General features: G+C 69.9%; 15 protein-coding genes. 8 read left to right on the top strand and 7 right to left on the bottom strand.

Features of this window, described 5'->3' with window-relative positions; genetic code table 11:
- Positions 1 to 50 precede the first annotated feature (50 nt).
- Positions 51 to 1,157, bottom strand: a complete 1,107-nt coding sequence (locus tag ABCR83_RS02510) for a PP2C family protein-serine/threonine phosphatase (protein ID WP_462692836.1) — start codon at positions 1,155 to 1,157, stop codon at positions 51 to 53.
- A 161-nt stretch (positions 1,158 to 1,318) separates the two neighbouring features.
- Here ABCR83_RS02510 and ABCR83_RS02505 point away from each other — a divergent pair, with 161 nt between their 5' ends.
- A complete protein-coding gene (locus ABCR83_RS02505) occupies positions 1,319 to 1,954 on the top strand; it encodes a DedA family protein (RefSeq protein ID WP_462692834.1) in 636 nt (211 codons plus the stop codon).
- 223 nt (positions 1,955 to 2,177) lie between these two features.
- Positions 2,178 to 2,825: an HdeD family acid-resistance protein gene (locus tag ABCR83_RS02500; protein ID WP_462692832.1), complete on the top strand. Its 648-nt coding sequence runs from the start codon at positions 2,178 to 2,180 to the stop codon at positions 2,823 to 2,825.
- Positions 2,826 to 2,858: 33 nt separating this feature from the next.
- Here the strand turns inward: ABCR83_RS02500 and ABCR83_RS02495 are convergent, their stop codons facing one another.
- The 3 genes from ABCR83_RS02495 to ABCR83_RS02485 all read right to left on the bottom strand — a co-directional run bounded on the left by ABCR83_RS02495 (position 2,859) and on the right by ABCR83_RS02485 (position 6,832).
- Entirely contained in the window at positions 2,859 to 4,475 is a 1,617-nt protein-coding gene (locus ABCR83_RS02495; RefSeq protein WP_462692830.1) for an FAD-dependent oxidoreductase, read from the bottom strand.
- Between the two features lie 191 nt (positions 4,476 to 4,666).
- The gene (locus ABCR83_RS02490; RefSeq protein WP_462692828.1) at positions 4,667 to 5,863 is read right to left on the bottom strand and encodes a hypothetical protein; all 1,197 of its coding nucleotides are present in this window, start codon (positions 5,861 to 5,863) and stop codon (positions 4,667 to 4,669) included.
- A 99-nt stretch (positions 5,864 to 5,962) separates the two neighbouring features.
- Entirely contained in the window at positions 5,963 to 6,832 is an 870-nt protein-coding gene (locus ABCR83_RS02485; RefSeq protein ID WP_462692826.1) for a class II glutamine amidotransferase, read from the bottom strand.
- 175 nt (positions 6,833 to 7,007) lie between these two features.
- On the opposite strand from ABCR83_RS02485, the gene ABCR83_RS02480 reads away from it, so the two are divergent.
- Positions 7,008 to 7,751 (top strand): class I SAM-dependent methyltransferase, encoded by a 744-nt coding sequence (locus tag ABCR83_RS02480; RefSeq protein ID WP_462692824.1) that lies wholly within the window; start codon positions 7,008 to 7,010, stop codon positions 7,749 to 7,751.
- 86 nt (positions 7,752 to 7,837) lie between these two features.
- Positions 7,838 to 7,972, top strand: a complete 135-nt coding sequence (locus tag ABCR83_RS02475) for a hypothetical protein (protein ID WP_462692822.1) — start codon at positions 7,838 to 7,840, stop codon at positions 7,970 to 7,972.
- A 60-nt stretch (positions 7,973 to 8,032) separates the two neighbouring features.
- Here the strand turns inward: ABCR83_RS02475 and ABCR83_RS02470 are convergent, their stop codons facing one another.
- Positions 8,033 to 8,425, bottom strand: coding sequence for a hypothetical protein (locus ABCR83_RS02470; RefSeq protein ID WP_462692820.1), 393 nt, complete (start codon positions 8,423 to 8,425; stop codon positions 8,033 to 8,035).
- 62 nt (positions 8,426 to 8,487) lie between these two features.
- Here ABCR83_RS02470 and ABCR83_RS02465 point away from each other — a divergent pair, with 62 nt between their 5' ends.
- Positions 8,488 to 8,916 (top strand): zinc ribbon domain-containing protein, encoded by a 429-nt coding sequence (locus ABCR83_RS02465; RefSeq protein ID WP_462692818.1) that lies wholly within the window; start codon positions 8,488 to 8,490, stop codon positions 8,914 to 8,916.
- Between the two features lie 61 nt (positions 8,917 to 8,977).
- Here the strand turns inward: ABCR83_RS02465 and ABCR83_RS02460 are convergent, their stop codons facing one another.
- A complete protein-coding gene (locus tag ABCR83_RS02460; RefSeq protein ID WP_462692817.1) occupies positions 8,978 to 9,733 on the bottom strand; it encodes a helix-turn-helix domain-containing protein in 756 nt (251 codons plus the stop codon).
- Positions 9,734 to 9,970: 237 nt separating this feature from the next.
- On the opposite strand from ABCR83_RS02460, the gene ABCR83_RS02455 reads away from it, so the two are divergent.
- Both ABCR83_RS02455 and ABCR83_RS02450 read left to right on the top strand, forming a co-directional pair.
- Positions 9,971 to 10,636, top strand: coding sequence for a DUF4097 family beta strand repeat-containing protein (locus ABCR83_RS02455; protein ID WP_462692815.1), 666 nt, complete (start codon positions 9,971 to 9,973; stop codon positions 10,634 to 10,636).
- A 53-nt stretch (positions 10,637 to 10,689) separates the two neighbouring features.
- Positions 10,690 to 11,508, top strand: coding sequence for an alpha/beta fold hydrolase (locus ABCR83_RS02450; RefSeq protein WP_462692813.1), 819 nt, complete (start codon positions 10,690 to 10,692; stop codon positions 11,506 to 11,508).
- Positions 11,509 to 11,593: 85 nt separating this feature from the next.
- Here the strand turns inward: ABCR83_RS02450 and ABCR83_RS02445 are convergent, their stop codons facing one another.
- Positions 11,594 to 11,989 (bottom strand): hypothetical protein, encoded by a 396-nt coding sequence (locus tag ABCR83_RS02445; protein WP_462692811.1) that lies wholly within the window; start codon positions 11,987 to 11,989, stop codon positions 11,594 to 11,596.
- Positions 11,990 to 12,042: 53 nt separating this feature from the next.
- Between ABCR83_RS02445 and ABCR83_RS02440 the strand changes: the two genes are divergently transcribed.
- Positions 12,043 to 12,504: an SRPBCC family protein gene (locus tag ABCR83_RS02440; RefSeq protein ID WP_462692809.1), complete on the top strand. Its 462-nt coding sequence runs from the start codon at positions 12,043 to 12,045 to the stop codon at positions 12,502 to 12,504.
- Positions 12,505 to 12,524: the final 20 nt, after the last annotated feature.

Genomic DNA, 12,524 nt, shown 5'->3' with positions numbered 1-12,524 from the left:
GTTCTGCCAAGACTCAGTGGATGAGCTCAGAGTGTCAAGAGAGCGGAGGTTCAGGGGCAGCGCTCGACTGCGATGAGGGCCACATCGTCGTTCAGGGATCCGCCCGCATGGGCGAGAAGGTCATCGTGAATGCGCTGGACAAGCCGTTGGGGATCGGTCTCGCGCCATGAGGTGACGCGTTCGGCCAGCGGATAGAAGCGGCCGCGGGAATCGCGGCTCTCGATGACCCCGTCCGTGTAGAGCAACAGCAGGTCACCGGTCCGGTAGGGGAATGTCTCGGCTTCGTAGTCGGCCTCCGACAAGTCGTCGCTCAGGCCGAGAGGAAGCGCGGGATCACGCACCGTCAGTTGCGTCACCTGAGCCCGGTGCAGCAGGAGCGGCGGCGGATGCCCACAGCTGATGAGCTGGAGCGTGGGCTCGGCGTCGGGTACGTCGAGCACGGCGGCGGTGATGAAGTTCTCCGCGGCCAGCGGCTCGGCAGCGGGCTCCATGGTGTCCCAGTAGACGGTGTTCTGCAGATGTGCCACCAGCCGGGGCAACGGGGGATTGCGGTGGGCGGCGGCCCGGAAGGCGCCGAGCAGCAGCGCGGCATTCCCCACTGCCGGCAGCCCCTTCCCGCGGACGTCACCGATCATGATCCGGGTGCCGTGCGGAGTGCGCGCGGTCGCATAGAGGTCGCCGCCGATCTGTGCCTCGGCCTCGGAGGCGAGATACAGCGACGCGATCCGCAACGGGCCGATGCGCGACGGGAGGGGCCTGAGCAGCACGGACTGGGCGACCGTGGCCACCCACCGGGCCTGGTTCAGCTGCTGCTCATGGCGCTCGTGCGCATAGCGGAAGACGACCACGAAGATGGAGATCGCGGTGAGGGCGGCGATCTGGGCCTCGTGGTTGGAGGTCGCCAGACCGCCGTGGAACACCCCTATGACCACTTGAGCACCCACGGCCAGGGCCCCGATGATTCCGGTGAGCAGGGGACCGCCGAAGGCCGCGGTGATGGCGGGCGCCACGACGAGCAACGGCCCCAGATGGATGTCCGGGGCGGTCAGCAGGTCCATCAGCATGATCACCGCGATCAGCCCCAGCGGCACGGCCAGCAGGGCATGCCGGTGCCGCCATGCCCGCCCGGACCGGGACGATTCCCGCTGGAAGCCCATGCTTCCTGCTTACACTCCCGTAGTGCCGGGCGCCTGCCCGGAGCGGCAGGGCCGGTGCCGTGGCGCCCATGACGAACGCCCGTGGAGCGGGAAACACCTGCCGCGCATAGCCTTGGCAAGGGTTGGGGCCGACCCCGACCGGAAGGCCGAGGAGATCGTCGATGGCCCCGCCCCCGCTCCCCGGAGTGCTGGCCGACCTCGCCCCGCTCATGGACGACTGGGGCTACCTGGCCGTCGCCCTCCTGGTGTTCGTGGAGGACTTCGGCGTGCCGATTCCGGGCGAGACCGTGATGATCGCCGCCGCCGTCTACGCGGGCGCGGGTCGGCTGAACGTCGTGGCCGTCGCCGTCATCGCACTGGTGGCGGCGGTCGCGGGCGACAACGTCGGCTATGCCATCGGCCGCTTCGGCGGCCACCGGCTGGTGGCCCGCTACGGCCGCTATGTCCTGCTCACCGAGGCCCGCGTCGCCAGGGCCGAGGCGTTCTTCGCCCGCCACGGCGGGAAGGTCGTCACCGTCGCCCGGTTCATCGAGGGTCTGCGCCAGGCCAACGGCATCATCGCCGGACTGGCCGGGATGCCCTGGCGGCGTTTCCTCGCCTTCAATGTGCTGGGCGCCGCGCTGTGGGTCGGCGCCTGGGTGACCATCGGCGACCTCGCCGGCCGGCACATCGACACCCTCTACCCGGCCATCCAGCGCGTTGAGCTGTATCTGTTGGGCGCCGCGGTCGTGCTGGCCGCCGTCCTTGCCGTCCGCCACCTGCGCCGGCGCCGCAACAGCACCGCCGGCCACGACTGACGCAGCGCCGCCGCCCTCCGCCAGCGGAGGGCGGCGGCGGTACCGGGCACTCCGGCGGGGCGGACGGCTCCGGTGTCGCCTTCCGGCAACCTGTGCGAGCCTGGCTGTGATGGTGCGCGGCACACAGCAGGGGTACGGGGCGCCCGGCAGCGGGCGCGGCCGTGGCCGACCACCCAGGGGGTTTCCGCTGTAGTCACCTCGTTATCCCGAGGAGGCAGGCGTCATGAGTTTCTCTCCCGATGAGCCGCGCGGCGAGCTGTACGGCCGCCTGGGTTTCCTGGCCAACGCCGGCTGGCAGGTGCTGTTGAGCGCCGGAGTGGCGTCCATCGCGCTGGGTGTCGTGGTGCTGGTGTGGCCGGCGCGCACCCTGACCGTGGTGGGTGTCGTCTTCGGCATCTACCTGCTGGCCATGGGGGCCTTTCAACTGGCCGGCGCCTTTGGCGCGCACATCCCCGGCCATATGCGCGTCCTGGGATTCGTCAGCGGCGGTCTCTGCGTGCTGCTGGGGCTGCTGTGCTTCCGCGGCCCCGCGCAGTCGATCCTGCTGCTCGCCCTCTGGATCGGCTTCGGCTGGCTGCTGCGGGGCGTCATGCTGACCGGTGTGGCCCTGTCCGCCAGGGAACTGCCGGCCCGTGGCTGGCAGGTGTTTCTCGGCATCATCAACTTCCTCGCCGGGATCGTCCTGATCACTTCGCCCTTCCGGTCCATCGCGGTCCTCACCCTGGTGGCCGGGATCCTGCTGATCGCCATGGGAGTGATCGAGGTGGTCCACGCCATCCGGCTGCGCGTTCACCTGAAGGGGCGCCCGCATTCCGGTGCCTCCGCGGCGGACCGCGGAAGCGGCGGCACGGGCCTGCGGAGCGTCGCGTAGGCGATGCCCGGTGCGGGCGCCGGGCGGCCGGTGTTACTCCGGCAGGCGGATGGACAGGGCGTGGCGGAATTCGTCGCGCGGGTTCCAGCGGGCCTTGACGCGTTGCAGCCGTGGGTAGTTGCCCTTGTAATAGAGCGTGTGCCAAGGGGTACCGGAGGTGTTCAGGGCAGGGTCGGCGAGGTCGGTGTCCGGGTAGTTGATGAAGGAGCCGTCACTGACCGCGCCCGGCACCGGGACGCCACCGCTGTCGGCGTACACGGCCCGGTAGAAGTCGCGTACCCAGGCCAGGCTCGGGCCGGCCTGCTCCTTCGAAGAGGCCCAGCCCGTCATGAACACCGCCTTGAGAGCGGAGTCCCGCTGGGCGACGGCCGTCGCGTCCGCCGGGACCGCATTGACCTTGCCTCCATAGGAGATCAGCCACACGCTACCGGCGATGTTCTGTGTTTCGCCGCCCCCCAAGTACGTGTGGCAACCGGCGATCTGACGGTCCGTGAAGCACTTGCGCAGATAGGCCGCCTTGCACTTGAACACGTCGGGGGGCGCCTGCTGCACGCTGGCTGCAGCCTGGAGGTACGGCATGACCCCGTGCTCGACGACGGGCCGGACGCCGACCTCCCGGCCGACCTCGGCAAGGTAGTCGTCCACCAGCCGGCGCGCGCCGGGACCGGTGCTGTCCAGCCCGCCGGCCAGATTGATGCTGCCGGCCTGGCGGACGTCGAGCTTCAGCACGCTGAACAGCCCGTCGTACGGCGATCCGGGAGCGCTGTGGCGCTCGTGCCAACTGCCGTGGTTGCGCACCAGCCGAGTGAACGAGCGCTCGTCCAGGTCCTTCCAGGGCCAGGAGGCGGAGAAGGTCAGGACGGAACCCGGGGGCCGGGGCAGCAGCCGGGTGGGGTCGCCGCCGCCGGCGGCCGGGTCGCGGAACCAGTAGCGGGTGACGATGCCGAAGTTGCCGCCCCCGCCCCCGGTGTGCGCCCACCACAGGTCGTGGTGGGGGTCGGAAGGCTCACGCGTGGCCACCACACTGCGGGCCCTGCCGGAGTGGTCCACCACCACGACCTCGACGGCGTGCAGATGGTCCACGGACAGCCCGTACCTGCGGGAGAAGACGCCGTAGCCACCGCCCAGCACATGTCCGCCGACCCCGACCGCAGCGGTCGCACCGGCCGGAACGGTGACCCCCCAGCCCAGGAACAGCCTGCGGTACACCTCACCGAGCAGCGCCCCCGGCTCGACCGCGAACGCCTGCCGCCGTTCGTCGAAGTAGACCGCCCTCATGGGAGAGGTGTCGATGACGACGCGTACGGCGGGGTCGTCGACAAAGTTCTCGAAGCAGTGCCCGCCGCTGCGCACGGCGATGCGCTTGCCCTTCCGGACGGCCTGTTGCACGGCGTCCACGACCTGTTCGGTGGTGCTCACCACGCAGACGTAGTCGGGCTTGCCGACGAAGCGCGCGTTGTGGCCCCGCTGTGTCAGAGAGGCGTAACGGGGGTCGCCCGGGCCGACCGTGACCGGGCCCGCCGGGGGCGGGCAGTCGGCCGCGGGCGCGGCGCCGGCCGGAGCCGCGATGCCCGGTACGGTCAGGCCCACGGCCGCCCCACCCAGCCCCGCCGCGCCCGCGAGTGCACTACGACGTGTCACTTCTCCCATGGATTACTCCCGTTGATGCCCTTGAACGGCTTGCGCACGCCTCTCCACCATCGGGGCCGGGCAACGGCGGCGCATCATCCGCGATGACCAACCACCCCTCCGGCAAGGGACGTACGGACTCCTCCCCGAGGAGGAGCGAAGGTCCCCGGTCAGGCCTGTACCGCCGTCCGGGCCGTCCGGGCCGCCCGGACCTATGGCTCGGGTGATGCCAGCGCGATCCGGATGAAACGCGGCCGGTAGATGTCCGCGCGGCGGATGACGTCCGGTGGGGCAAGGCTGTTGACGTTGTAGGAGGCGAGGAGTTCTCCGGGCCGCTCCAACTCCGGGTGTTCATGCGGGTTATAGGCGATGACGTTCCCGTTGTGGTAAGTGCCGGACGGCCCGGCCTCCGGTGCGCTGTACACCGTTCGCGGCGGGGTGAAGGGCCCTGCGGGCCCGGGGGACCAGGCCAGTTGCAGCTCCGGGCTGAAGGGCCGGTCGGCCCGCTGGGTCAGCAGCGCGTACCAGCGGCCGTGCCGTACCACGCTGACCTCGTCGGAGGTGCGCAGCGCCGGCCCGCCGGACACGGTCAGCCGGGCGGAGCGCCGCTCATCCGCGGACCAGCTGCCGTCCGCCGCCCGGTATTGCCAGCGGCCGTGCAGCCCTGGCCCGCAAGTGCGCGCCAGATGCAGGTAGTTGCCGCCGTCCGGGGCCGGTTCGGTGCCATAGGCATAGGCGCCGCCGGAACCGTCCGCGCGGGCCTGCAGCCATGCGCCCCACGAGATGCCGGCCGCGGACGGCACCGGGCCGAGCGCGTCCGGATGCTCGAACCGGCCCGTGCGGAAGGAGGCCAGCACACTGCCGCGCCGGGACACATCCAGCGGACCCGGCCCGCTGCGGGCGTAGCGTGCATAGACGATGTCCGCGCCCCGCCCGTTGGGCAGACCGGCCCGCGCCCAATACCACCCGTCGCCCGACTCCGGTACCACCGACGTCGCCCGGCCGGCCGCGTCCCGGCCGGTGACGGTGTGCGGTCCGGCCGCCTTCCACAGCACAAAGCTGTTGTGAACAAAGGGAGTTGAGCCGCCGTCGGCGGTCACGGGGGAGCGGGAGCCGTCGGGCCGCACGGTGCCGAGGAAGGTGTCGGAGAACACCCACAGCTCTCCGGCGGCCGTCGGCACCGAGTAGGTGCTGTCGCCTCCGGTCCAGTGGCCCGGGGCGCCGCCCCGGTCCGCATAGGCGCCGAACGCCCGGTCCAGAGCCGCCAGGGCCTGCACCCGCACGGTTCGCGGCGGCCCCGCGGCCGCCGTCGCGATGGGGGGCGCCACGGCGCAGACCGTGACCAGCAGGGCCAGGGCCGCCCGGCGCGCCCGGCGGCGCCACGGCGGCGAGTTTGCGGATACCTTCATGGAAGCGGCCAACGAGCCATGCCCGCCCACCGTCACCCGGTGTGCCGGCTCCGTTCGTCAGTTCTGGTCCGGTGATGGTGCTCCGCCCCACCGCGCGCCTCAGGAGGCGTGCTGCGAGGCGGCGGCCTCCGGGCGCAGATCGGCGAGGCGCAGCCGATGGGAGGGCTCATCGGGAAGCACGACCCGACTGATGACGTCCGCATCCGGGCCGACGTGCAGAAGCTCTCCGGGTTCCAGCAACCGCCAGCCGGGGTTGTCGTCCATGCGCTCGCTGGCGACCACGACCGCGGGGGCATGGGCCAGATCCTGAGAGTGCACCCGCATGCGGCCCGCGGTACCGCTGTGGTCCAGGTGCCGACGCCCGTGCCGGCCGCCGGCGGGGCGTCGCAGCACATACAGGTCGTGGGTGTCGGGGTACCGCAGGGCCCACAGCCCGTCCGCCGTGGTGAGGACAAGGTTGAGGGCGTAGACGGGCAGGTGCCGGGCGATCCACCGGGCGCCGTGCTCGAGGCCGGCCGAGATGTCTCCGCCGTGCGTGCGGATCTCACGGGTGATCAGGGCGAAGAAGCGCTCCGAATCGGTGTCTCCCCGGACCTGCTCCAGGTCCGTCCCCAGCTCGGCCTCGAGTGCGTCCAGCCCTTCGATCACCCCGTTGTGGGCGAACAGCCGCCCGTCCTGGGCGAATGGATGGGTATTGCGCTCCTCGAGACTGCCGGTGGAGGCGAAGCGTACATGCGCGATAAAGGTGGCGGACTCCACCCGGCGTGCCTCCGTGGCGAATTGCCGGTCCGCATAGGCGGCCAAGGGTGCCTTGCGGACGACCGGACGTCCATGGGAGGTGAAATAGCCGAGTCCCGTGCCATCGGGGTCGCGTCTGCTCTGGACGCTGAGGCTGTCGGGCGCGTCCAGCAGCCAGAAGGTGGCGTGCACCCGGCGAGGGGTGCTGCTCAGGCCGAACAAGCGGCACATTGCGGGTCTCCTCTCCCGGCCCTCGCTCCCACGGTACGGACTGTTCCGGGTGACAGCACCCGGAGCGGAACGGCCGGCAGGACCGGGACTCAACGAGCGTTGAAATAAAGCCTCTTGATGGCGTACAGTCGCAGGCGGACGTGCCAGCGTGAACTCACCGGGCCAGGGAGGCGCAGTGCCGGACGGATCCAGCGACAGGATGTTCGCCCCGGGAAAGATCGACTTCGAAGCCCTCTACCAAGGAGAGCCACTGCCCCAGGGCGCGGGCCTCTTTGACACGGTGCCGTGGGACATCGGCGAACCGCAGCCGGTCCTGGTCGCGCTCGCGGAGAGCGGGCAGCTGTCCGGAGAGATCCTCGACGCGGGCTGTGGACTCGGCGAGAACTCGCTGTACCTCGCCGGGCGCGGCCACCGGGTGACCGGCTTCGACGCCGCGGCCGGCGCGCTGGAACGGGCCAGGGCGCGTGCGGTCTCCCGAGGTCTGGACGTGACGTTCGTGGCAGCCGACGCCACCACCCTCGAAGGGCTCGAGCAGAAGTTCGACACCGTCGTCGACAGTGCGCTCTACCACTGCCTCGACGATGCCCAGCGCAGCGCGTACTCCGCGGCATTGCACCGGGTAGCCCGCCCGGGCGCACAGCTGCACCTGTTCTGCTTCGCCGATTCACCATGGCCGGGATTCCGGGCCCCGCTGCTGACCGTGACGCAGGACAACCTGCGCACACACCTGCAGCAACACTGGCGGATCAGCCGGATCGAGCCCGCGCGCTATGTCACCGCGCTCAACCGCCAGTACTTTCAACAGCGCCGGAGCGGCCTGCAGGCGGCGGGCATCGCCGTCGAACCCGATGCGCTGCACACCGACGACACCGGAAGGGTGCTGGCCCCCATCTGGCAACTGCACGCCGTGCGCCGATAGTTGAGTGCTGGTGGCAATGTGGCAGGCCGTCGACTTTGGCCCGGAGGAGTCTTGCGCGCGGCGCGTGACACCGACAAGCTGATGCCATGGCGGTGAGCTATCAGGCGATCACTGCACGGGCCGTGAAGGGCGTGCGCCCCACCCTCGAACGGACCATGCGCAGCGGCGAGTTCTGGCGCATGGTCACCCCACCGCACCATGTGCGACCAGTGGTCCAGTGAGCGGGCCCCGTCCCTTAGGGCGGGGGAGAATCGCTTCTCGAGATTGCTCTGACCCGCACGTTACTGCGGATGGCTCTGCTTCCGCCTGTCCCGCGCTCCGGGCGGCACGATCCGTAACGCCACCATCTCCCAGGACGGCAACGGCTGGCATGTGTCCTTCGGTGTCCACACCGCAACCGGGCCCGCCAGGCCGAACGGGAAGCCCGCCTGCGGGGTGGACTTCGGCGTCGCGGCGTCCGCGTACCTCTCCACAGAGACCGCGCCACGCCTGATGCCGCCGTCCCTTACGGACAACGAGAAGGCCCGCCTCAAGTCCTTGGAGCAGAAGAAGGCCCGGCAGGTCACGTACGCGAAGAAGCACCAGGGAGGGAAGTACAGCCACCGGCTGAAGAAGACGATCGGGCAGATCGGCAGGATCAGGACCCGGCAGGCCAACCGCCGCCGGGACTTCACGCAACAAGCTCACCACCACCCTCGCCAAAAACCACGGCATGGTCGGTATCGAGGACTTGCGCGTGAAGAACATGACCGGCTCCGCCAAAGGCACCATCGAGACGCCGGGGAAGAACGTCCGGGCGGAGGCCGGGCTGAACCGGTCGATCCTCGACAACACCCCCGGTGAACGGCGGCGGCAACTGGAGTACAAGACCCGCATGTACGGCTGCGAACTGGTCACGGTGCCGCCGTTCCACACCTCCCGGACCTGCGCCGCCTGTGGCCGGGTCGATCCCGAATCCCGTAAGCGATGCGGCCGGTTGTTCGCCTGTGCGCACTGCGGGCACGAGGACGACGCCGACCACAACGCCTCGATCGAGATCGAGGCCCGAGCCCGCCGGACCGGTGGCTCGGTCATCAACAGCACGCGCAGCACCCCCACGGTGCGAGTCCCGGCCCCGCGCCGGAGGCGGACGCGTGAAGCCCCGAAGCCCGCTCACGCGAACTGAAGGGAATCGCCCTCATATGAGGGCGAGGATGGTCAATCTCTTCGATCGAGACGACGGCTGTCTATCCGTGGTCCGGACTTGGTCGGGCGGTGTCGTTTGAGGTTGTTCCGGGTTTGGTGTGGAGGACTTCACGGGCCTGTTCGGCGGCGCGGGTGATGCTTTCGCTGATGAAGTCGAGGAAGCGGGCGATGTTCTCCAGGCGGTTGGCGGCGAGGGTGTGGGGGCCGAGGATGGCGACGCCCTGGCGTGCGGTTTCGACGAGCTGGTCGTTGGATCGGACGCTGGCGATCGTCGCCTGGTAGAAGAGTTCGTCGTCGACGGCGTAGCGGTCTCGGCGGCGTTCGTCGCGGTCTCGGCGGACGAGGCTCTGGCTCTCCAGGAAGGCGATCGCTTTGGAAATGGACGCCGGGCTGACCTGGAGGTGCCGGGCGAGCTGGGATGCGGTGAGGGTGCCCGCGTCGGTGGTGAACAGGCAGGTCAGTACCCGGGCCGTCATCTTGGGCAGGCCCGAAGCCATCAGGGCAGTGGTCAACGTCTCCTCGTACTCGGCCACGGCCTCGGCGTCGCGTCCGTGCGGCTGGGGGGCTGACTCCGGCCCCCGGGAGGACGCGGGCCTGCGCCGGTGGGCGCGGCGTTCGGTGGCGCGGTGGGCCAGGTCGGCGCGGTAGGCGGTGGGGCCGCCGTTGCGCATCACCTCACGCGTGATCGTCGAGGTCGGACGGCCGAGGCGTCGGGCGATCTCGGCGTAGGGGAGGCTGTCGGCCAGCCCCAGCGCGATCTGCCGGCGATCCTGCTGGGTGAGTCTGCCTCCCGGCATCGCGATCTCCTTGGTGATCCTTCGTGGCGGTCCCTGGTCTCCTCACTGTAGCGTTCACTCCATATACATTGCAACGATCAGGCGGTTGTCGTTGCGTTATCTTCAGGACCGTTGCAACGGTTTACTGGCTTCTACCTGCATAAATGTTGATTTTATGCAACGAATATGTTGCCGGACCATAGAACGCAACGTAGCGTTTCTGGAGTCAGAAACAATGAACGAGCACCGGAGAGCACGATGCAGAATTTCGACACCCCCGCCCCGATCTCCGCCGTCCTGTACATCCCCGCCGGACGTGTCCAGTTCATCGCCGCAGACCGCGCCGACACCACTGTCGAGGTCCTGCCCGCCAACCCCTCCAAGAGCCGTGACACCAAGGCCGCCGAGCAGACCACCGTCGGCTACGCCGACGGCGTCCTGCGGATCACGACCTCGGCTCCCGACAACCAGTTCTTCGGCCCCTCCGGATCCCTGGAGGTCACCGTCCGGCTGCCCGCCGGCTCCCGTATCGAGGCCAAGACCGCCAGCGCCGAGCTCCGCGGTGTCGGACGCCTCGGCGACGTCGCCTTCGAAGGCGCGTACCGCCAGATCAAGATCGACGAGGCCGCGAGCGTCCGCCTCACTGCGGTCGACGGCGATGTCGAGGTCGGCCGGCTCAACGGCCCCGCGGAGATCAGCACCGCAAGGGGCGACATCCGGATCACCGAGGCCGTGCGCGGCACGGTCGTGCTCCGCACCCTGTCCGGCAACATCTCGGTCGCCGCCGCCGTCGGCGTCTCGGCCGTCCTGGATGCCGACACCAACTACGGCCGCGTCAGCAACGCCCTCAAGAACGATGGCGCCGCCGAACTCGACATCCGCGCCACCACCTCCCGCGGTGACATCACCGCCCGCAGCCTCTGAAGAAGCGAAACCGGAACGAACGTGGCCACGCCTCACACGAACAGGTGGAACGCATGACGAAGGACAGCACTTCCTCGGCCGGTTCGCAGTGGACCGGCATGGTGCCGGTCGACGACACGGCCCTGGCCGTCACCGACACCGGCGGTCCCGGCATCCCCGTGGTCTACCTCAATGGCCAGTTCGCCACTCAGGGGTACTGGCGGCGGGCCATCGCCGAACTGGGGACGGGATGGCGGCACATCACCTACGACGAGCGGGCACGCGGCAAGAAATCCAAGCGTTCGGCGGACTATTCCTTCGAGGCCGCCTACCGGGACGTCGATGCCGTTCTCGCGGCCAGGGAGGTGGACCGGGCGCTGCTGGTGGGCTGGTCCTACGGGGCGGTTGTCGGGGCGCACTGGGCCGGCCGGAATCCGGAGCGTGCCCTGGGCGCGGTCCTGGTCGACGGCGCATTCCCGTACGACTGGCTGGACGAGGCCATGGAGCACCGGATCCGGAAGCTGTTCCGGCGGATGAGCTGGCTCCTGCCGCTGCTGCGCCCGACGGGCCTGGTCCCGCGGATGAATGCTGAACAGATGGCGAACAGCAACATCGAGCTCGGCATGCTCTCCCGCGAGAGCGAGCTGGGCCCCGTGCTGGACAACATCACCGTCCCGGTGCGGTACGTGGTCGCTTCGGGGACGTCCTTCGGAAGTCGCGGCGATGAGCAGGAACGGATACGCACCGGCCTCGATGCGGCGACCGCCCGCAACGCGAACATCAAAATCAGTGCGAAGGTCGCCAGCAACCACGGTGCGATCCTCAAGAAGGACTTTCCAGCCATCGCCGAGGCCGTACGCGAGGTCGCCGCCCTCGACTGCGGGGGGCGCTGAAACACGACCGGCGGGCCGGCCACAACTGCCCGTCCTCGCCGTCCTCGCCGTCCGGCTCGGCCGCGTCCGGCTCGTCGGCACCGGATCAGCTTCCGGCCCTCAGGTACCAGCGCAGCCGGTCCGAGGTGTCCCTGCCCAGGGCGGCCGTGGACCGGTCGATCAGCAGGTCCAGGTGGGAACGCTCGATGGGGGAGAGGGCCGCGTAGGCCGAGGCGGCGTCGCCCGGGTTCCATCGCACCACGGCAGAACGGGCGCGGCCACGCAGATCCGGCTCCACGTCGTGCAACAGGGTCAGATGGCAGCGGAGTTGGACCGTGCTGCGGTGGCCGCCATGGCCTGTCGGCCCATGCCGCACCTTCCGGCCCGGGTGAGCGCGGCTCTCGCCGCCCGCCATGTGGCCGTCTATCTGGATGGGTTGCGCCCGGAAGGTGCCCTCCCACTGCCCGGAGCCGCACCGGCGGCCGAGGACCCGGGCCGGCATCTGGCCATGGACCGGTGTGATCCGGAAGAACGGTCCGGCCGTGGAGTTGCCGAATGACCCGCTTCGAAGCGGTCACCCGCATCGCCGCGCCTCCACGGCTCGTCTTCGACATGTCGCTGGACGTGGATGTGCACACCGCGTCGATGGCCGGCTCCGCCGAGCGAGTCGTCGACGGCATCACGGCCGGTCGCATGACGCTCGGGGACACCGTCACCTGGCAGGCCCGGCATTTGGGCCTGCGCCGGCGGATGACTGCACGGATCAGTGCCTACGACCGACCGGGCTTCTTCGTCGACGAGCAGGTGAACGGCCCGTTCAAACTCTGGCGCCACGCCCATCACTTCGAGCCGGACGGGCAGGGCGGCACCCTGATGCGTGACGTGGTCGACTTTGCCGCACCGCTCGGCCTGCTGGGGGCCATCGCGGAGTTCACGGTGCTCGACCGGTATATGCCTCGGCTCATCCGCAGCCGCAACCACCACCTCAAGGCCGCCGCCGAGGCGAGCCCTCACTGACCCACCCGGCCCCTCGGTTG

Source organism: Streptomyces xingningensis (assembly GCF_054957865.1).
Note: the sequence above shows the minus strand (reverse complement) of the source record. Positions and strands in the feature narration are given on the sequence as shown.